The organism is Peribacillus asahii (assembly GCF_004006295.1).
GTDB lineage: Bacteria > Bacillota > Bacilli > Bacillales > DSM-1321 > Peribacillus > Peribacillus asahii_A.
The window spans coordinates 392,501-414,024 of sequence record NZ_CP026095.1 but is presented as its reverse complement, the minus strand read 5'-3'; the positions used below and the strand labels follow the sequence as shown (position 1 = coordinate 414,024).

The window sequence follows — 21,524 nt, the reverse complement described above, 5'->3', positions numbered from 1 at the left end:
CTTATTTATTTAGTTCTTCAATGAGTTGCTCCTCATCCCATACGGTAATTCCGAAGCTTTCTGCTTTCGCAAGCTTAGAGCCTGCATCTTCACCAGCAATCACTAAATCTGTTTTTTTACTTACACTGCCCGCTACGTTTGCGCCTAGTGCTTCTAACTTCTCTTTTGCTTCATTCCTCGTTAATTGTACTAGTTTTCCCGTTAAAACAACCGTTTTACCAGCAAAAATAGAATCTACTTCATCTGCCGCTACTGGTTTAGCCCCTTTATAAGCAAGGTTCACACTCACTGCCTCTAATTCATCGATTAATGCAGAAACTTCGTCTAATTCGAAGTAAGTCACAATCGAATCTGCCATCTTTTCGCCAATTTCATTAATAGCAGTTAGTTCTTCAACAGTTGCCTGACACAGGGCATGAAGTGTCCCAAATTGCTGAGCTAATGTTTTCGCTGCTTTTGCACCAACATGACGAATACCAAGACCAAACAGTAATTTTTCAAGTGAATTATCCTTCGACGCTTCAATCGCTTGAAGTAAATTATTAACGGATTTTTCTCCCATTCTTTCTAAGCCAATCAGTTGCTCATACGTTAGCTTATAAATATCCGCTACATCCTGAATGAGTTGCTCCTTGAACAATTGACTAATGACTTTTTCTCCAAGACCATCGATATTCATAGCCGTTCGTGAAACAAAGTGAATAAGTCCTTCTCGAATTTGAGCCGGACATTTTGGGTTGATGCATCGTAATGCCACTTCCCCTTCAAGTCTAACTAGCTCGCTATCACATTCTGGACATTCTGTTGGCATACGAAATTCTACTTCGTCTCCTGTTCGACGATCTACTAAAACATTCACCACTTCTGGAATAATATCTCCCGCTTTTTTTACAACGACTGAATCACCTATTCGAATATCCTTTTCACGAATTAGGTCTTCATTATGAAGCGAAGCACGTTGAACTGTTGTTCCAGCTACGCGTACAGGATCAAGAATTGCCGTAGGAGTTAACACGCCGGTACGACCAATTGATAATTCGATATCACGAAGAATTGTCACCACTTCTTCTGCGGGAAATTTATAAGCAATCGCCCAACGTGGACTTTTCGCTGTATAGCCTAATCGCTCTTGCTGCTCCAAAGAATCCACCTTAATAACAATTCCATCAATCTCATACGCTAAATGTGGCCGTTTTTCGGTCCAGCCTTCAATAAAAGCCAGTACATCTTCAATCGTCTCACAGCGTTTTCGTTCCTGATTCGTTTTAAAGCCAAGTTGATCGAGCAAGTCTAATCCTTCACTATGTGACTGGACACCTGTTTCTCCTATATCCGCAATGGCATAAAGAAAAATCGCTAAATTTCGCTTCGCTGCAATTTTAGGGTCAAGTTGTCGCAATGAACCAGCAGCTGCATTTCTCGGATTAGCAAAAGGCTCTTCTCCATTTTCTTCTTTTAATGTATTCAACGCTTCAAATGATTTTTTTGGCATGAACGCTTCACCGCGAACTTCGATAGTAAGGGGCTCGTTCAATTTTAACGGAATGGACTTAATCGTTTTTAAATTAGCGGTTATATCCTCTCCTATTGTACCATCTCCACGTGTCGCACCTTTAACGAAATAACCATTTTCATACTGAAGTGTTACAGCTAGTCCATCAATTTTCAGTTCACACACATAAGAAAAATCATCGCCTACCGCTTGTCGCACTTTTCGATCAAAGTCCCGTAAGTCTCCTTCATTAAAGGCATTCCCCAGACTAAGCATCGGCGAAGTATGTTCTACTTTCTGAAACATGCTCAACACTTCACCGCCTACGCGCTGCGTTGGTGAATCAGATGTTTTTAGTTCTGGAAACTTTTCTTCATATTCAATCAGTTCTCGTAAAAGTCGATCATATTCTGCATCTGGAACAGATGGCTTATCGAGGACATGATATTCATAGTTGTATTGGTTTAATAAAGCTTGTAATTCACGAACTATCTTTTCAGTTGGTACAGCCATAAATTCAGTCCTTCCTTTAATAAGAAGGTAACAGCGTAATTTACATACTGTTCCTTCACCTTATACTTTTTCAACTGGAGCAAATTTAGCAAGCAGACGCTTAATACCCGTTGGACTTGGAAAGGCAATATCCAGCTCTTTTCCTTCTCCTTCACCCTTCACACTAACAACCGTGCCAATTCCCCACTTTTTATGGGACGCTTTATCACCGACTGCCCAATCGATTCCATCGCCTCCTGTCGCAGATGGAGTTGAAACTGCGCGACCAAATGAAGCTGGTGCTTTGCGCTGTGTCGTCGCTGACGTTCGTGCTGTTGAACTAAAGGACGTTTTACTTTTAGGAGCTGGTTTTAGATCTTCCAATAGCTCTGCTGGAATTTCACTAACAAAACGAGAAACAGGATTCATATTCGTCCGACCAAATAATGTCCGCATTTGAGCATTCGTAATAAATAATTGCTCCTCAGCACGAGTGACACCAACATACGCCAAGCGCCGCTCTTCTTCCATTTCTTGCTCATCTGCCAATGAACGGCTATGCGGGAAGACACCTTCTTCTAGGCCTAGTAAAAAGACAATAGGGAATTCAAGGCCTTTTGCAGAGTGAAGTGTCATAAGCGTTACTTGATCTTGTTCTTCAACTTTTTGTTCATCTAGTTGATCGATATCTGCTACTAACGCTAAGTCTGTTAAAAAGCCGATAAGCGACTTGTCTTCATTATTATCTTCAAATGCTTTTGTTACTGACAAAAATTCATCAATATTTTCTAAACGACTTTGCGCTTCGATTGTATTTTCTGTTTGAAGCATATCACGATAACCCGTTTTATCAAGCACTTCTTCTACAAGCTCTGTAACAGACAAGTATTCTTGCTGATTCGTATAATTTCTAATTAAATTAGCAAATTCACGTGCCGATTTTGTTGCTTTGGCACTTATACCAATCATCTCTACAGACTCAAGAGCTTGATAGATGGAAAGATCATACTGCCGCGCATAATCCGCAACCTTATCCATCGAAGTAGCCCCAATCCCGCGCTTCGGCACATTAATGATACGGCGTAAACTAATATCATCGTCCGGGTTTGAAATCAGACGTAAATAGGCCAGTAAATCCTTAATCTCTTTACGATCATAGAATTTTGTCCCGCCAACAATGGTATAGTTCAGATTCGATTTTAGTAAAACTTCCTCCATTACCCGCGACTGGGCATTGGTACGATATAAAATCGCAATATCAGATAATGTTTTTCCATTCCTTGTGAGCTCATTAATTTTTCCAGCTACAAACTGTGCTTCTCCTTGCTCACTATCTGCACGATAATAGAAAATTTTCTCGCCTTCTAGATTTTCTGTCCAAAGATTTTTTGGTTTACGGTTACGATTATTCTCAATCACCTTATTGGCAGCTTCCAAAATTCGTTTCGTTGAACGATAGTTTTGCTCCAAGAAAATCATCGTGGCATTCGGATAATCTTTTTCGAAAGATAAAATGTTCGCGATATCCGCGCCACGCCAGCGGTAGATGGATTGATCCGAATCTCCCACTACACATAAATTACGAAAACGTGAAGCTAATAGCTTTACAAGCATGTATTGTGCGCGATTCGTGTCCTGATACTCATCAACGTGAATATATTGAAATTTCCGCTGATAATATTCAAGCACTTCTGGAACACGTTGAAATAATTGAATCGTCATCATAATCAAATCGTCGAAGTCGAGGGCTTGATTTTTACGAAGTCGTTTTTGATATTCGGTATACACATCAGATACAGATTGCGTATAAAAATCAGCCGCTGTTTTCGCATATTCCTCCGGCGTAACCAGCTCATTTTTCGCCGAACTGATGCTTCCTAAAATCGAGCGGTAATCATTTTTCTTTGGATCCATATTGCGATCTTTTAAAATTTGTTTAATCACAGATTGTTGATCCGTTGTATCTAATATTGAAAAATTGCGGCTAAAGCCCATGCGATCGATATCCCGGCGTAAAATTCGAACACACATCGAGTGAAACGTTGAAATCCAAATCTCATCAGACGTTCCCCCTAAAATGCTGCGAATTCGTTCTTTCATTTCGCGCGCGGCTTTATTTGTAAACGTAATGGCTAAAATATTCCACGGCGCGACTTGCTTCTCTACCATTAAATAAGCAATTCGATGAGTCAGCACACGTGTCTTTCCGCTTCCTGCCCCTGCCATAATTAATAGAGGACCTTCTGTTGCTTTAACTGCTTGTTGCTGCTGTTGATTCAACCCGTTTAATAATTTCTCTACTAAAAATTGCATCATTGCACCACCTAACGAACATTTGTTCTTAAATTATACTACATCTATAGCTATTTAACAGCCTTAACTGTCTCTAAAGCAGCTTGTAAATCGTCATAGACAATATTACCAACAACGACAACATCAGCAAATTGAGCCATTTCGCTTGCTTGATGAGCTGACGTAATACCTCCACCATAAAAAAGAACCGTATTTTCTAGGTTCTCTTTAGCCGCTTGAACAACCGACACATCTCCATAGTTCCCACTGTATTCCAAATAGAAAATTGGCAAGTTAAACATCTTTTCAGCCACCATCGCATAGGCTGCCACATCCTCCTCATCAAGCATTGTATTCGCCTCAGTTAATTGTGCAGCTTTGCACTCTGCGTTTAAAATACAGTACCCTTCAACAAACACTTCATCCCAATTCATCAGTAACCCATATTCCTTGACCGCTTTTTGATGCAGCCCCATCATCCAGTCCGGATTCTTACTATTGAGTACACTCGGAATAAAATATAAATCAAATCCCGGTGTAACGGTTTCAATAGATGAAACCTCCAGCACACATGGCACAGTATAGCGGCGAACACGAGCCATTAAATGCAGAACATTTTCTAACGTTACTCCATCTGTCCCACCAACCAATATGGCATCTGTCCCCGATTCGCACACTTTTTCAAGATCTTCATCTGTTATTTCTTTATTAGGATCGAGCTTAAACACATGTTTCCACTCGCGAAAATCGTACATAGTTATCCTCCATTCTCTTCTGCCATTACACCATTATAGCACTAAGATTTTTTAGAACTCAAAGAAAAGCCGGGAACGATTCCTCGGCTTTTTCTAGTCCTTTTATTATCATTCAGTTGGTTCCTCTTTAATACGGTTAAGCGCCATTGAGTACGCATCATTTCCATAATTTAAACAACGTTTCACACGAGAAATCGTCGCTGTACTAGCTCCCGTTTCTGTTTCGATTTTATGATACGTTTTCCCTTCTTCAAGCATACGAGCTACCTCAAGTCGCTGCGCTAAGGATTGGATTTCATTTACCGTACATAAATCATCGAAAAATCGATAGCATTCATCAAGATCACGTAAGGACTGGATCGCTTTGAATAACTGATCGGTTTCCTTTCCTCTTATCTTATCGATTTGCATAATACTTCCTCCTCAATTTCCAGCAGCATTCAATGTTACGTTTTGGGTCAACCCTGGTTGGTTCGGTATAATGTTAACCCACGTTTTCCCTGGAATCAAGCCAACATCTACCCCATTTGAAACTGGAACGATTCTTCCGTCTTTATTTATCCATTCTACTTCCTTCACTTTCCCTTTTTGAAGCAGATAGCCTTTTCCTCCACTTTGCAGGTCAATATCGCGGCGGCCAACTTTATCTATTACTCGATGTGCTGTCTCAATAATCAAGACATTATCGACAAGTACAGGAACAGATGTCGTTGCCTCCTTTGTTTGCTCACCGTTTGAATATCTTTTATATTTTCCTTGTTGTACATCATACTCAAACTGCGTATTATAGGCGGGGAATCCATAGTTAATACTAACTTTTGTCACGGAATCTCCTTCTAACCTTTTTATCTCTTCTTTATTTAAAAAAACGAAAGAGGCTGGAGCACCAGTCAAATTATACCCCTTTTCCATTGCTCCCTTTTCAATATTTTCAAAACTAATATAAGAATTATGTGGAGCTTTTCGTTCACTCGAACGCTTAAATAGCGTACCATCATAATACAAACCATTCAAATGATCGATATATCCTTGTTTAAGCATACTCTCAGCATCTGGACTATTTCCATGACAAACATAAATACAATCTAATCCTTTAGCAAGCTCTATATAATAGTCACGTGCACTACGAATTGGGCCTACTTGTTCTGGTTTTTCGCTTTGATATACCGCTAATAATCGTGTAACTTCGCCTTCCGCCAGCATTTCATAAACAATATCCGCTTTGGTAAGACCGGACTGTGGACGAGCTTTCGTATGATTATTTACCATCACTGCAACCGCGCGCTGGTCGATCGAATCATTTGTACCGACACCAGTTAATGGGTAAGTATGAACGAATTCGGGAGCTTCAGCTTCTTCCTTTGGTACATCCTCTTCTACTGGAACCGGCTCCTGAACTTCTTCCTTTTTTGAACAACCCGTTATCAATACCCCTGCAACCAATAGACACAGCACGATGTTACGTTTCATCATCCCACTCCCTTGGTTTCTTTTATATTTTAACGCATTATAGTAGGAAAGAGTACAGTTTTATTCATAACATCATAAAGCCCTCTTTGCGTAACACGAATATAAGGCAAATGAGTCGTCGAGAAAAATTGCAGCGTATAAATCGGATCTGCAAACCGATAGCCTCTTTCCCTTAATAATTGTTTAATCCAATTTTCCTCTTGAATCAATTCAGGAACAGATTTATCAGACATTACTCCTCTTAATACAAGAGGCAGCTCGCCAATGATTTCTCCGTATTCTGCAATAACGATACCACCACCTAATTCTTTCATACGATTAAAAGCAGCAAGCATATCTTTTTTCCGTTTCCCAATCAAAATAATGTCGCCTGTACTAGTGTATGACGCTGCAAACCCGCATAGTCTATTAGCAAACCCTTTTAGAATTGTATTAATTCTCCATTTCCCTTCTCGGTCAATCAGCATAAAAAAGCACTCATCATGATCAAAAGGCAATTCTTCGTTTCCAACATCACAAACAATTGAATAAGGCTTCGTAATTACATTATTCATCATTTCAATTCCAAATGGCATCGAAAATTCAAAGTCCTCTGCAAGATCTAATTGCCAATCTAATTCAAGTCGGTCAAAACCGAACTCTTGCCAACTAATTGGTCGGTCCAGCTCCATAGAAATACCATCTCGTTTCACCCATTTTCCTTTCGCCAGTACAGACACAGGTGCTGGGTTCATAGCATCCGTTAAAAAGTTAATATTCGCTACTCGCCCCGTTGCAATATTGCCATGCAAATAATCAATATTATAATAGCGAGCAATATTCACAGTGGCCATATTATAAGCATCGATAATAGGAACGCCATTCTCAATCGCTAGTTTAATTAATACATCCATACACCCCTGCTCATAAAAAGAAGGCGGGGAACCATCTGTTGTTAAAAAAAGATGATCATATTGATCAATACCCAATTCATGAATTTCCTGTAGTAATTTAGGTAAATCCGGTCGAATCGATGAATATCTTAAAGATACAGAATAGCCCTGCAGCAGACGATTCATCACTTCGTCCCCCGTCATCGCCTCATGATCACTATCTACCCCAAACAGCATCATTTTCGCTAATGTTTTCTCAGATGCTCCTGGAAAATGCCCTTCAATTTTTTTGCGCATTCGTTTTGCTTCTTGAATCCAGTGAAGCATCATGTCATCCCCCGCTAACAATCGCGGCCACCCTGTTAACTCTCCCCCTTGAAGAACAGCATCATGCTCAAGCCAAGACTTTACAGCACTATGAGAAATAAAGCTCTCCTCCTCATTTAATTCTGTTTGGGAGTCAAAGCGCATCCACCAATACATTGATGTCGGGATATTTCGAAGTTCCCCCAGAAAAGAAAACGCTTTCTTTTTATTCAATTGAAGGAGTAATAGCAAGTTGTCATTGATAAGCGTTGTCGTTCCAAAAGATGATGTATAGTGGCTAAAAGAATGGGGATTATATAACTGAAATGGATGTGCATGTGGTTCAATATATCCCGGTACTAAAACTTTTCCGGTACAATCTACCACTTCGCAACCATCTGTAATCTCAGGAAGGTTATTTCCAACATAGACAATTCGGTCATCGTAAATCCAAATGTTTGCTGTAACCCATTGTCGCATTGTTTGATTTAAATACGTAGCATTTGTTAATAAAAGATATGGTGCACGCTGACCATCCAGTACTTCAATATGCTCTCGCAGATGTTTATTTTTCCACCTATAGCGTTGTTCTAACATGAACATCCCCCCATAAAGTATCTGAAACAAAGTGTGGTAACATCCGATTAATTGTATGTTTATAGTATCACATTTATTTAGCTAAACACAGTAAACTTATCTCCTATTACTGTTAAATTTTTATGAAGGGAAGATGGCAAAATGAAGTTTGAACGGAATATCGGTATCCTTAACTCTTTATTACGTATTACTTGTGGTTTTACAGTATTAGCTTGGGCAATCGCTAAAATGGCAAAAAAACCATGGAAAGAATCGTATTTATTCGTTGCCATGATGGCTGGCATGAAAATTGGGGAAGGGATTCTTCGCTATTGTCCAATCGTCGACTTAATGCAGCAAAGAGACTCTGTTGACTCATCTGAACCAAAAGACTCTCAAGTAGCAGATGCTATAAAAAACTTTCTTCCAGAAGATATTACTGAAAAAGATGAGCAATCTAATCATCACAATGAAGCCTCACACTAAATCATGTAAAAGACGAGCATCACCATTCGATGCTCGTCTTTCTGTTTATATGGATTATGCTTTGATACCAATCGCACGATATCCGATATCACTGCGCCAAAATAGGCCATCTTTTGAGATGTTCTCAACTTGTTGATATACTTCTTGTTGAGCAGATAATAAGTCCTTACCTTTTGCTGCTACAAGCAATACACGACCACCATTCGAAACAAATTGGCCATCGCTATTTTTCGCTGTTCCAGCATGATACACATGGGCCTTATTACTAATTTTGTCCAGACCAGTAATAACTGATCCTTTCTTTACATCACCAGGATAGCCTTCTGCTGCAACAACAACCCCAAGGACTGCTTCCTCATGCCATTCAATCGCAATATCTTCACCAGCTAATACAGCTTGTAATACTTCTACGAAATCCGTTTTCAAACGCGGAAGCACCACTTGTGTTTCTGGATCTCCGAAACGCGCATTGAATTCAATAACCTTTGTACCTTTTGCCGTATGAATAAGTCCTGCATACAAAATACCTGTAAAGCTGCGTCCTTCAGCTACCATCGCATTCACTGTTGGCTGAAGAATTGTTTCAACTGCTTTTGCTACTACTTCATCAGAAATTTGCGGCACAGGAGAATACGCACCCATCCCACCTGTGTTTGGACCTTTATCTCCATCAAACACACGTTTATGGTCTTGAGCGATTACCATTGGGTACACTTTTGTATCGTTTACAAAAGCCATTAATGAGAATTCTTCACCGTCCAAAAATTCCTCCACTACAACTTTTGCACTTGCTTCACCAAATTTTGCATCAACAAGCATATCATGAACTGCTTCTAATGCTTCCTCAAGAGTCATCGCTACGACAACACCTTTACCAGCTGCTAAGCCGTCCGCTTTAATTACGATTGGTGCACCGACTTTTTCAATATATGCTTTCGCACTTTCATAATCGGTAAACGTTTCGTAAAATGCTGTTGGAATGTCATATTTTTTCATTAAATCTTTGGCAAATGATTTACTGCCTTCAATGACCGCCGCTTTGCTGTTCGGACCATATACAGTTAAACCTGCTTCTGTAAAATCATCTGCTAACCCATTTAATAATGGAATCTCAGGACCAATAAATGTTAGTCCAATGTTTTGCTCTTTTGCAAATGCAACAAGTTCTGCATGATTTGTTTCGTCAATCGCAACAAGCTCTGCTACGTCTGTCATACCTGGGTTACCTGGTGCAACAAACACTTTTTCTACAGACTTACTTTCAGAAAGTTTGCGAGCAATCGCATGTTCACGACCGCCTCGACCAATAACTAATACATTCATAAACAAACCTCCTTATTTATTAATGTTTAAAGTGACGAACTCCTGTGAATACCATCGCAATACCATACTCATCTGCTTTTTTAATAGAATCTTCATCTCTGATTGATCCGCCTGTTTGGATAATAGCTGTTACACCAGCTTGTGCTGCTGCTTCTACTGTATCATCCATTGGGAAGAATGCATCTGAAGCAAGTGCACTTCCTTTTGCTTTTTCTCCTGCTTGCTCTAAAGCAATTTTTGCTGCACCAACACGGTTCATTTGACCAGCACCAACCCCAAGAGTCATTTGATCGTCTGTTACAACGATAGCATTTGATTTCACATGTTTTACAACTTTCCAACCAAGTTCAAGTGCTTTCCACTCTTCAGCTGTTGGTTCGCGTTTTGTGACAACTTTCACATCTGCATCCTTCAAGCTGTATGCATCACGGTCTTGAACTAGCACGCCGCCTTCGATAGAAGTAAGTTTACGTTCTGGTTTTTTCGCTGCTTCAAAATCTACCGTTAACAAACGAATATTTTTCTTGCTTGTTAATACTTCAATCGCCTCGTCAGAGAAGCTTGGCGCAATAATAATTTCTAAGAAGATTTCATGAAGTTTTTCTGCTGTTGCTTTATCTACTTCACGGTTTAACGCGATAATGCCGCCAAAAATAGAAGTTGAGTCAGCTTCGTATGCTTTTTCATATGCTTCAAGAATAGTTTCACCAGTTCCTACACCACATGGGTTCATATGTTTCACCGCTACCGCTGCTGGCTCCGTGAATTCTTGAACAATTTGCAATGCAGCATCTGCATCATTAATGTTGTTATAAGAAAGTTCTTTACCGTGCAATTGTTTTGCCTCCGCAATAGAGAAAACCGAACCAAGTGGCTTTTTATAAAAAGCTGCTTTTTGGTGTGGGTTTTCACCATAACGTAAAGATTGCTTTAACTCATAAGTAACTGTTAACGATTCTGGATTTTCTTCTCCAGCAAGCTCTGTCATGTATTCAGAAATAACTGCATCATATGCTGCTGTATGACGGAACACTTTTGCTGCTAAGCGACGATTCGTTGCTTTTGATACTGCACCATTCTCTTTTAATTCTGCTAAAACTGTATCGTAATCTGCTGAATCTACAACAACTGTTACATACTCATGGTTTTTAGCAGAAGAACGAAGCATTGTCGGTCCACCGATATCGATGTTTTCAATCGCATCTTCTACTGTTACGTCTGGTTTAGCAATTGTTGCTTGGAAAGGATATAAGTTTACACATACTAATTGAATAGGCTCAATATTATGCTCTTTTAATTGAGCTGCATGATCAGCATCACCGTGCTTCGCTAATACTGCTCCGTGAACATTCGGATGTAGAGTTTTAACACGACCATCTAAAATTTCTGGGAATCCCGTTACTTCACTAATTCCGATTACTTCAATTCCGTTTTCTTGAAGTGTTTTACTTGTACCACCTGTTGAGATAATGTCAAAACCAGCTTCTTTTAACCCTTTTGCGAACTCTACAACTCCTGTTTTATCCGATACACTAATTAAAGCACGCTTTGTCATTTGTGTTTGTCCCTCCATATGTAGCATTATTTTTGAAATAGTTCCGCTAAAACAGCAGGATACATCTCATGTTCCGTTTCTTGTATCCGTGTTTGCAGCGTTTCTCTTGTGTCATCATCAAGTACTGGTACAGCTCTTTGGGCAATGATTGGCCCTGTGTCCATTCCTTCATCTACATAATGAATGGTCACTCCGGTTAATTTCACGCGAGCTTGAAATGCTTGTCCAATCGCATCCTTACCTGGAAAAGCAGGCAAAAGAGACGGATGAATATTAACCATTCGATGTGAATATGCCTGTAGAAGAGTTGGGCCAATTAAACGCATATAGCCTGCTAGAACAATAAAGTCAATATCCCGCTCATGCAGTTTTCCCAAAATTTCCATTTCAAAGGCCTCTTTGCTCGGATAATTTTTCGGTAAAAAGCTAAACGCTTCTACCTGTTCGGCCTTTGCGCGATTAAGCACAAAAGCTTCTTCTTTATCACAGACAACGAGGCCAATTTCAGCTGCAAGTTTCCCTGCTTTAATGGCGTCTATAACGGATTGAAAGTTCGATCCATTCCCTGATGCAAAAACCGCAATTTTTTTCATCAGCTGAAGGACACTCCTTCACCAGCAACAACTGTCCCAATAATAGAAGCTGTTTCTCCACATTGTTCAAAATGAGCAAGTACTTGTTCTGCTTCTTCTTTTTTCACGACAGCAACCATACCGATTCCCATATTAAAAATATTAAACATTTCTTGTTGTTGTAATTGCCCTTTTTCTTCAAGGTAATTGAACACAGTTGGAATAGTCCAGCTTCCTAGTTGAATGTCAACACCTGTTCCTTCTGGAAGCATACGTGGAATATTCTCGATAAAACCGCCACCAGTAATATGAGCAAGTCCTTTTAATTCGTATTTTTCCAATGTTGATAAGATGGAACGAACATAAATTTTTGTTGGTGTTAATAATTCTTCACCTAATGTACGATCAAACTCTGGAACGAAATCTTGTAACTTCATTCCGGCATCTTCAAGAAGAACTTTACGTACAAGAGAATAGCCATTACTATGAATACCACTTGAAGCAAGACCTATTAACACATCGCCCTCTACAATATTTTCTCCTGTTATTAAACGTGATTTTTCACAAGCACCTACTGTAAAGCCTGCTACATCATACTCTTCAATCTCATACATACCTGGCATTTCTGCTGTTTCGCCGCCAATTAATGCACAACCAGCTTGCTCGCAACCTTCTGCTACACCTTTAACAATCATTTCAATTCGAGCAGGATCTGCTTTTCCACAAGCGATATAGTCAAGGAAGTAAAGAGGAGCAGCGCCTTGTACCACTACATCATTGACACACATCGCTACAGCATCAATTCCGATTGTATCGTGCTTGTCCATCATGAAAGCAAGCAATAATTTTGTGCCGACTCCATCCGTACCTGAAACAAGAACAGGCTCTTTTAATCCTAAAGAAGATAAATCAAACATGCCTCCAAAACCGCCCAGACCGTTCATTACTTCAGGGCGCATCGTGCGTGCTACATGTTTTTTCATCCGATTTACTGCCTCATAGCCAGCTTCGATATCCACACCAGCTTGCTTATATGCGTTAGCCATCAAGAAACCTCCTAATTATTAGAAAAGCTTAAGACGCCCGGCTATCAGCTTATGACCTCAAGCCGAGGGCGCCTGGAGCTAAATGTTGATACTAGTTAAAAATTATCTAAAGTAAAGCTTCACTTATTAGTCCCCTCTAATCGGGACCTAATAAGTGTTAGCATTTAACTGTTTCAAGCTCGTAATCATAAACCTCTGTTGGATAGTTCCCTGTGAAACAAGCAAGACAAGAACCACCTGTCTCTCCAGCAAATGGACGACCAATTGCTTCGACCATTCCTTCCACACTTAAAAACGTTAAAGAATCCGCACCAATTAGTTCACGAATTTCTTCGATTGATTTAGAACTAGCAATCAATTCTGATGTTGTCGATGTATCAATTCCGTAAAAGCAAGGATTCTTAATCGGTGGTGAGCTAATAACCACATGTACTTCTTTCGCACCGGCATCCTTTAACATATTTACAATACGACGGCTTGTTGTTCCACGTACAATTGAGTCATCAACCATAACAACACGTTTTCCTTCTACTACTCCACGAACAGGAGAAAGTTTCATCTTTACCCCTTGTTCACGAAGAGACTGAGAAGGTTGAATAAATGTTCGACCGACATAGCGGTTTTTAATTAAGCCCATTTCGTATGGAATGCCGGTTGCCTCAGCATATCCAATCGCTGCTGAAATACTTGAATCCGGTACACCAGTCACAACATCCGCCTCGATTTTTGCTTCTTTTGCTAACTGTTTACCAAGATTTTTTCGAGCTGTATGAACATTAATTCCATCAATATTACTATCAGGACGAGAGAAATATACATACTCCATTGCACACATCGCACGTTGACTAGACTTGGAGAAAAATTCTGATGTAATTCCTTCATCATTAATCACAACAAGCTCTCCAGGCTCAATATCACGAACAAATTCAGCTCCAACAATATCCAGCGCACATGTTTCAGAAGCTGCAATATAGGCATCGCCAATTTTTCCAAGTGAAAGTGGACGAAGACCGTGTGGATCCAACGCTAAAATCATTTCTGTTTCCGTTAAAATAATGAATGCATAGGCACCTTTTATTAAACTTAAGCTATTTTTTACCGATTCCTTCAAAGTCGGAAAACCTGAGCGCTTAATTAAATGTGCTAATACTTCTGTATCGGAAGTTGTTTGAAAGATACTGCCTTGACCCTCTAACTGGGCTTTCAATTGAGTTGCATTCACTAAGTTTCCGTTATGAGCAAGTGCCAATCCGCCTGTAATCGATTGGAACAAAAACGGTTGGACATTCTGATAACCGCCGCCGCCTGCTGTTGCATACCGCACATGACCAATTGCTGCTTTACCAGAGCCAGATAGTTCTTTCATTTTCTCCGCTGTAAAAATCTCCGTAACAAGTCCCTCGCCTTTTGAAATCGAAAGCGTAGAACCGTCTGTTGTGACGATTCCCGCTCCCTCTTGACCACGATGCTGCAAGCTATGAAGCCCGTAATAAGCTAATTGAGCTGCATCTGGATGTCCCCAAATCCCGACAACACCACACTCTTCGTTTAAGCCTTTTATTTCAGCAAGCATGGGATAGCTCCTTTCCAAGCTGTTTGTAATTCTTGTACATTCGCTTCTACTAGCGTTGTTTCTTCTGCAGAAATACGTAATGTTGCATCATTTGTTACCGTACCGATTTGTACTGCATCTTTCACAGCTGCTTCAAATGCAGCTTGGTTTTCAGGACTTACAGATATTAAGAAACGTGATTGTGTTTCACTGAAAAGAGCTGCTACTGCTTCACCAGTCACAGTAACTGATGCACCAAGCTCTTTTTCACCAAATAATGATTCAGAAAGAGCTACAGCCAAACCACCTTCAGCAACATCATGAGCTGACTTGATTAGTCCTGCTTGAATAGCTGCTAAAATTTGTTGCTGGCGTGCTTGTTCTACGTCTAAATCGATTTCTGGTGCGCGACCGAAAATTTCACCTTCAGTCAATTTTTGAAGCTCACTTCCTCCAAATTCAGGCTTCGCTTCGCCTACTACATAGATGAAGTCACCTTCATTTTTGAAAGACTGTGTAGTAATATGTTTTACATCTTTCACAAGACCAACCATTCCAACAACTGGAGTTGGGTACACAGCTTCACCGTTTGTTTCGTTATATAATGAAACGTTTCCGCCGATAACAGGCGTGCTTAATGTACGGCAAGCATCGCTCATGCCGTCTGCTGCTTTTTCTAATTGCCAGAAAATTTCTGGTTTCTCTGGATTACCAAAGTTTAAGCAGTCTGTAATTGCAAGTGGCTCAGCACCAGAACAAATAATGTTACGCGCTGCTTCCGCTACCGCAATTTTCCCACCTGTTTCCGGATCTAAGTATAAATAGCGAGAGTTACAATCTGTTGTCATCGCTAATGCTTTATTTGTGCCGCGTACACGTACAACTGCTGCGTCAGAACCTGGTGCAATAACTGTATTTGTACGAACCATATAATCATATTGATCATATACCCACTCTTTGCTTGCAATCGTTGGTTGTTGTAAAAGAGCAAGTAACGTTTCTTTATAATCCGTAACAGCTGGTACTTTTGGTTCCATCGCTTGGAAGTCACGGAATCGTTGCGGTTCGCTTGATGGTTTATGATAAACCGGTGCATCTTCGGCTAATGCATCAACTGGTACTTGTGCAACAATTTGGCCTTGGTGATATAGCGTTAAGTTTTTATCATCTGTTACTTCCCCAACAGATACCGCTTCTAAATCATATTTCGTAAATAGATCGACGATTTCTTGTTCGCGACCTTTTTTCACAACAATTAACATACGTTCTTGTGATTCAGAAAGCATCATTTCGTATGCTGTCATGCCTGTTTCACGTTGTGGAACAAGATCAAGATTCATCGTAATCCCAGAACCTGCTTTACTTGCCATTTCAGCAGATGAACTTGTTAAGCCCGCTGCACCCATATCTTGAATTCCAACTAAGGCATCTGATTGAATCAATTCAAGACATGCTTCAAGAAGTAGTTTCTCCATGAATGGGTCCCCAACCTGAACCGCTGGACGCTTCTCATCCGAATCCTCTGAAAGTTCTTCAGAAGCAAATGTAGCACCGTGAATACCGTCACGACCTGTTTTCGCTCCTACATACATAACCGTATTACCAACGCCGTGTGCTTGACCTTTTTTAATATCTTCATGATTAATTAAGCCCACACACATCGCATTGACAAGCGGGTTTCCTTCATAAGATGGATCAAATTGAACCTCACCGCCGACTGTCGGAATTCCGATACAGTTTCCATAGCCTGCAATTCCAGCTACTACTTCTTTGAATAAATATTTTACACGATCATTATCTAATTCACCGAAACGTAATGAGTTTAGCATCGCAATTGGACGTGCACCCATTGAGAAAACGTCACGAATGATTCCGCCGACTCCTGTCGCAGCTCCTTGATATGGTTCAATTGCTGATGGGTGGTTGTGACTTTCAATTTTGAAAACAACTGCTTGGTTATCGCCAATATCAACGATTCCCGCACCTTCACCAGGTCCTTGAAGCACTTTTTCCCCTGTAATTGGGAACTTCTTTAAAATAGGCTTAGAGTTTTTATAAGAACAATGCTCTGACCACATAACTGAAAACAATCCTGTTTCCGTGTAGTTTGGCAGTCTGCCTAAGATTTTCTCCACCATGGCAAATTCCGAGTCGGAAAGTCCCATTTCTGCGTAGATGCGTTCGGATTTAATCATCTCCGGATTTGGTTCAAGCTGTAACAACATGTGTTTCCCTCCAGTTTTTTACGATGGATTGAAAAATCTTTAAGCCGTCTGTGCTGCCAAGCAACTCATCAACGGCACGTTCAGGGTGTGGCATCATGCCAAGTACATTCCCTTGTTTATTTGTAATACCTGCAATATCTTCAAGACTTCCGTTCGGGTTTGTACCCGCATACGTAAAGACGATTTGTTTGTTTTCTTTTAATTCAGCAAGTGTTGCTTCGTCACAGTAGTAATTTCCCTCACCATGTGCAATTGGCACAGTAATAGTTTCATTCGCCTCGTAGCTTGTTGTGAACATGGTTTCATTGTTCGCTACTTGAAGTTCTACATTACGGCAAATGAATTTCAAACCGTCATTGCGACGCATCGCACCTGGAAGCAATCCTGCCTCAAGTAAGATTTGGAATCCGTTACAAACGCCAAGAACTGGTTTGCCAGCCTCTGCTGCCTTTACTACTTCCGCCATGACGTTAGAGAAACGAGCAATCGCTCCACAACGCAAGTAATCCCCATACGAGAAACCACCTGGTAGAAGAATGCCGTCGTATTCATCAAGATTGTCAGCTGAATGCCAAACATATTCTACTTCTTCTCCAAGAGCATCTTTAATTGCATGGAACATATCAACATCACAATTTGAGCCTGGGAAAACAATTACGGCAAACTTCATTGAGCGACAACCTCCTCAACTTCATAACGATAGTCTTCAATAACCGTATTCGCTAATAACTTTTCACACATTTCTTTAACCAATTGATCTAAATCACGTTCTGTTTTATCAATTGTTAGCTCGATGTATTTCCCGATACGTACATCGCTTACTTCATTGTACGTTAATGTATGAAGCGATTGTTGAACAGCCGCTCCTTGAGGATCTAGTACGCTTTCTCTTAGTGTGATATATACTTTAACCTTATACATGTTGAATACCCTCCAGCTTAGCTAAAATTTTCTTATATGCGTCTGTTAAATTCCCTAAATCTCGACGGAATACGTCTTTATCCATTTTCTCGTTTGTTTTAGCATCCCAAAAGCGGCAATTATCTGGAGAAATTTCGTCCGCCAATAAAATCGCGCCATCTGATGTTTTCCCAAACTCTAATTTAAAGTCAATTAATTTTATTCCCAATTCTTCGAAAAATACGGATAGAACTCGATCTACTTCTAATCCTTTTTCTTTTAAAATCGCAATTTCTTCACGACTTGCAATCTCTAGCTCTTCAATATGGTCTTCAGTTAACAGAGGATCACCAAGTGAATCGTCTTTATAATAAAACTCCACTAACGGTTTTTTAAATGGTGTACCTTCTTCAACACCTAAGCGTTTTGAAAAACTACCAGCAGCTGTATTACGGATGACTACTTCAAGCGGAATAATCTCAACCTTTTTTACAAGCTGTTCTCTTTCAGAAATCTTTTCAATAAAGTGAGAAGGAATATTTTCTTCCTTTAGCTTCGCAAATAATAAACTTGTAATTTGATTATTTAAAGCCCCTTTACCTTCGATTTCTGATTTCTTTTCTCCATTAAAAGCTGTTGCCGAGTCTTTAAACTCCACCCATACAACCTCATTATTATCCGTTGCATAAATTCGTTTGGCTTTTCCTTCATAAAGCAATTCTCGTTTCTCCATCTGTCTGTCCTCCATATTGAATATTGGGAATAATACAATTAAGTATTTTCGTGATAACAAGCGTTTAATTCAGTTTCGATTAAACGCTTGTTTGTTTCTTACAATCCTAAACGATCAAAAATTACATCGACATTTTTCAGATGATATGTTGGATCGAAACAATCATCTAGTTCTTCTTTTGTCAATAAGCTCGTAATTTTATCATCTTTTTCGATTAAGCTGCGGAACGGAACTTGTAATTCCCACGCTTGCATCGCTTTTGGTTGTACAGTATCGTAAGCTTCTTCACGAACAAGTCCTTTATCAATTAAAGCAAGCAGTACTCGCTGAGAGAAAATAAGACCTAGTGTACGGTCCATATTGCGTTTCATATTTTCCGGATAAACTGTTAAGTTTTTAACAATGTTGCTAAAACGATTTAACATGTAGTTCAAAGCAATCGTTGCATCTGGTAAAATAACGCGCTCTGCAGATGAATGAGAGATGTCACGTTCATGCCATAATGACACATTTTCGTAAGCTGTCATCATGTATCCACGAATAACACGTGCCATACCTGTCATATTTTCAGAACCGATTGGATTACGTTTATGCGGCATAGCAGAAGATCCTTTTTGACCTTTTGCGAAGAATTCTTCTACTTCACGTGTTTCACTTTTTTGTAATCCGCGAACTTCTGTTGCAAATTTTTCGATTGATGTTGCAATAAGGGCTAATGTACTCATATAGTGCGCATGACGATCACGTTGTAGCGTTTGTGTAGAAATTGGTGCTGCCTGTAAGCCTAATTTCTCACATACATACTGCTCAACGAATGGATCGATGTTTGCGTATGTTCCAACAGCTCCAGACATTTTCCCGAACTCAATTGTCTTTCTAGCTGCTTCAAAACGTTCTACATTACGTTTCATTTCTTCATACCAAAGACCAAGCTTTAAGCCAAATGTAGTTGGTTCAGCATGCACACCGTGCGTGCGCCCCATCATAACAGTATATTTATGTTCTTTTGCTTTATTTTTTAAGATTTCAACAAAATTATTTAAGTCTTTCGATAGAATATCGTTTGCTTGTTTAATTAAATAAGAAAGAGCTGTATCGACAACATCTGTTGACGTTAAGCCATAATGAACCCATTTACGCTCTTCTCCAACTGTTTCCGATACTGCACGTGTAAATGCCACCACGTCATGGCGAGTTTCTTTTTCAATTTCATTAATGCGATCAATATTAAATGTTGCATTTTCACGAAGAAGTTTCACATCTTCTTTTGGAATAACACCAAGTTCAGACCAAGCTTCACACGCCAAAATTTCTACTTCTAACCACGCCTTAAAGCGGTTTTCTTCCGTCCAAATTGCTCCCATTTCTGGGCGAGTATAACGTTCAATCATTATTTCATCCTCCGTTTCAACTAATTACTGCCATATCCCACTCTGATTACTTTCGTGCAAAGCTTCCTCAACCGTTGAGCGCAAAATATTCACATGCCCCATTTTTCTCTTGGTCTTAGCTTCCGCTTTACCGTACAAATGAACTTTCCAATCCTTACGCGTTGGAATTTCCTGCAAGAGTGGATCGAGGTGTTCACCTAAAATATTAACCATCACTACCGGCTTTAATAATTCTGTATTGCCTAATGGCCAGTTGCAAACCGCACGAACATGTTGTTCAAACTGCGACGTTTCACAAGCCTCCATTGTATAATGCCCAGAATTATGTGGTCGTGGTGCTAATTCATTAATAATAATATTATCATCTTCTGTCAAAAACATTTCCACTGCTAGCGTACCTACTAATTCAAATGCTTCAGCAAGCTTAGATGCCTGCTCAATCGCACGTTGCTCAGCCATTTCACTAATGCGCGCTGGAACAATACTTTTATGTAAAATATTGTCCACATGAATATTTTCAGCAACGGGGAACTGTTGACAATCACCAGATGCATTTCGCGTCACAATGACAGAAATCTCTTTCGTAAAAGGAATCCAAGCTTCTAGCACGCACACACCACTTTTTAATAATGGTTCAGCTTGAGGAATATCAGCTTCTTCTCTAATAACAAGCTGTCCTTTTCCGTCATAGCCTCCGCGTGTCGTTTTTAATACACTTGGATAGCCTAATTCTTCTATATATTGATGAATATCTGATATCGTTTGAATTTCATGATAAGGAGCCACCATTGCTCCTGCATCGGCAATAGCTTTCTTTTCCGTTAACCGATCTTGCGTTAACTTCAACAATTGTGAACCTTGTGGAAGATACGCATGATCCTTCAACCAATCTAATGCTTGAAAGCTAATATTTTCAAATTCATACGTAATCACATCACTAACATCCGCCAGCTTCTTCAACGAGGCAATATCATTGTACCCCCCATTTATTTCAATATCAGCGACTTGAGCACATGGACCATCTGCAGCTGGTTCAAGCACAGCAATTTTAAATCCTGATGCTTTAGCCGACAACGCCATCATTCTGCCAAGTTGCCCGCCGCCAATAATTCCGATTGTCTGCCCTGGTAAAATTACTCGATTATTTAAGCTGTTCACTGCTCGCTAACACCTTTTCCTTTGATTCGTTTCGCAAACCTTCTAATCTATCAGCAATAGTTGCATCCGTCGTACCAAGAATCTGAGCCGCAAGTAAACCAGCATTGGTCGCTCCAGCCTTTCCGATTGCTACTGTAGCTACTGGCACGCCGCCTGGCATCTGAACAATTGATAACAAAGAATCCATGCCATTTAGCGCTTTCGATTGAACAGGCACACCAATAACCGGCACAATCGTCTTCGCTGCTGTCATCCCTGGAAGATGAGCTGCTCCACCTGCACCTGCAATAATAACCTTCAAGCCTTTTTCTTTAGCACCTTCGGCATA

19 protein-coding genes (1 of these 19 cut by a window edge) are annotated in these 21,524 nt (G+C 40.0%); 1 reads left to right on the top strand and 18 read right to left on the bottom strand.

The window, feature by feature from the left end:
- Window position 1 precedes the first annotated feature (1 nt).
- The 6 genes from ligA to BAOM_RS02105 form a co-directional block, all read right to left on the bottom strand.
- A complete protein-coding gene (ligA, locus tag BAOM_RS02130; RefSeq protein WP_127758858.1) occupies window positions 2-2,005 on the bottom strand; it encodes an NAD-dependent DNA ligase LigA in 2,004 nt (667 codons plus the stop codon).
- 60 nt (window positions 2,006-2,065) lie between these two features.
- Window positions 2,066-4,297, bottom strand: a complete 2,232-nt coding sequence (gene pcrA, locus BAOM_RS02125; RefSeq protein WP_127762410.1) for a DNA helicase PcrA — start codon at window positions 4,295-4,297, stop codon at window positions 2,066-2,068.
- 50 nt (window positions 4,298-4,347) lie between these two features.
- Window positions 4,348-5,031, bottom strand: a complete 684-nt coding sequence (locus BAOM_RS02120) for a heptaprenylglyceryl phosphate synthase (protein ID WP_127758857.1) — start codon at window positions 5,029-5,031, stop codon at window positions 4,348-4,350.
- 108 nt (window positions 5,032-5,139) lie between these two features.
- A complete protein-coding gene (locus BAOM_RS02115; protein WP_119118632.1) occupies window positions 5,140-5,442 on the bottom strand; it encodes a YerC/YecD family TrpR-related protein in 303 nt (100 codons plus the stop codon).
- A 12-nt stretch (window positions 5,443-5,454) separates the two neighbouring features.
- Window positions 5,455-6,504: a DUF3048 domain-containing protein gene (locus tag BAOM_RS02110; protein ID WP_127758856.1), complete on the bottom strand. Its 1,050-nt coding sequence runs from the start codon at window positions 6,502-6,504 to the stop codon at window positions 5,455-5,457.
- Window positions 6,505-6,530: 26 nt separating this feature from the next.
- Entirely contained in the window at window positions 6,531-8,276 is a 1,746-nt protein-coding gene (locus BAOM_RS02105; protein ID WP_127758855.1) for an adenine deaminase C-terminal domain-containing protein, read from the bottom strand.
- 141 nt (window positions 8,277-8,417) lie between these two features.
- Here BAOM_RS02105 and BAOM_RS02100 point away from each other — a divergent pair, with 141 nt between their 5' ends.
- Complete coding sequence (locus BAOM_RS02100; protein ID WP_127758854.1) at window positions 8,418-8,741, top strand: YgaP family membrane protein; 324 nt, start codon at window positions 8,418-8,420, stop codon at window positions 8,739-8,741.
- 54 nt (window positions 8,742-8,795) lie between these two features.
- Here the strand turns inward: BAOM_RS02100 and purD are convergent, their stop codons facing one another.
- The 12 genes from purD to purE form a co-directional block, all read right to left on the bottom strand.
- Window positions 8,796-10,064, bottom strand: a complete 1,269-nt coding sequence (gene purD, locus BAOM_RS02095; protein ID WP_127758853.1) for a phosphoribosylamine--glycine ligase — start codon at window positions 10,062-10,064, stop codon at window positions 8,796-8,798.
- A gap of 19 nt (window positions 10,065-10,083) precedes the next feature.
- On the bottom strand, window positions 10,084-11,619 hold the full coding sequence (gene purH, locus BAOM_RS02090; RefSeq protein ID WP_127758852.1) for a bifunctional phosphoribosylaminoimidazolecarboxamide formyltransferase/IMP cyclohydrolase: 1,536 nt from the start codon (window positions 11,617-11,619) through the stop codon (window positions 10,084-10,086).
- Between the two features lie 26 nt (window positions 11,620-11,645).
- Window positions 11,646-12,212 carry a phosphoribosylglycinamide formyltransferase gene (purN, locus tag BAOM_RS02085; protein WP_127758851.1) on the bottom strand — a complete coding sequence of 189 codons (567 nt, stop codon included), beginning with the start codon at window positions 12,210-12,212 and terminating at the stop codon, window positions 11,646-11,648.
- Window positions 12,212-13,237, bottom strand: a complete 1,026-nt coding sequence (purM, locus tag BAOM_RS02080; RefSeq protein ID WP_127758850.1) for a phosphoribosylformylglycinamidine cyclo-ligase — start codon at window positions 13,235-13,237, stop codon at window positions 12,212-12,214. The genes purN and purM overlap by 1 nt, the downstream gene beginning before the upstream one ends.
- Before the next feature lie 157 nt (window positions 13,238-13,394).
- Entirely contained in the window at window positions 13,395-14,810 is a 1,416-nt protein-coding gene (gene purF, locus BAOM_RS02075) for an amidophosphoribosyltransferase (RefSeq protein WP_127758849.1), read from the bottom strand.
- Window positions 14,795-17,014, bottom strand: coding sequence for a phosphoribosylformylglycinamidine synthase subunit PurL (gene purL / locus BAOM_RS02070; RefSeq protein ID WP_127758848.1), 2,220 nt, complete (start codon window positions 17,012-17,014; stop codon window positions 14,795-14,797). The genes purF and purL overlap by 16 nt, the downstream gene beginning before the upstream one ends.
- The gene (gene purQ / locus BAOM_RS02065; RefSeq protein WP_119118622.1) at window positions 16,998-17,684 is read right to left on the bottom strand and encodes a phosphoribosylformylglycinamidine synthase subunit PurQ; all 687 of its coding nucleotides are present in this window, start codon (window positions 17,682-17,684) and stop codon (window positions 16,998-17,000) included. The genes purL and purQ overlap by 17 nt, the downstream gene beginning before the upstream one ends.
- Window positions 17,681-17,935, bottom strand: a complete 255-nt coding sequence (gene purS, locus BAOM_RS02060) for a phosphoribosylformylglycinamidine synthase subunit PurS (RefSeq protein ID WP_119118621.1) — start codon at window positions 17,933-17,935, stop codon at window positions 17,681-17,683. The genes purQ and purS overlap by 4 nt, the downstream gene beginning before the upstream one ends.
- Window positions 17,928-18,647, bottom strand: coding sequence for a phosphoribosylaminoimidazolesuccinocarboxamide synthase (purC, locus tag BAOM_RS02055; protein WP_127758847.1), 720 nt, complete (start codon window positions 18,645-18,647; stop codon window positions 17,928-17,930). Before purC ends, purS begins: the two co-directional genes overlap by 8 nt.
- 98 nt (window positions 18,648-18,745) lie before the next feature.
- Complete coding sequence (gene purB, locus BAOM_RS02050) at window positions 18,746-20,038, bottom strand: adenylosuccinate lyase (protein ID WP_127758846.1); 1,293 nt, start codon at window positions 20,036-20,038, stop codon at window positions 18,746-18,748.
- A gap of 24 nt (window positions 20,039-20,062) precedes the next feature.
- Window positions 20,063-21,196 (bottom strand): 5-(carboxyamino)imidazole ribonucleotide synthase, encoded by a 1,134-nt coding sequence (gene purK / locus BAOM_RS02045; protein ID WP_127758845.1) that lies wholly within the window; start codon window positions 21,194-21,196, stop codon window positions 20,063-20,065.
- Window positions 21,180-21,524: the 3' portion of a 5-(carboxyamino)imidazole ribonucleotide mutase gene (gene purE, locus BAOM_RS02040; protein WP_127758844.1), read on the bottom strand. The gene runs 144 nt beyond the window's last position; the window shows 345 of its 489 coding nt (coding positions 145-489); its start codon lies beyond the right edge, outside the window; it ends in the stop codon at window positions 21,180-21,182. The genes purK and purE overlap by 17 nt, the downstream gene beginning before the upstream one ends.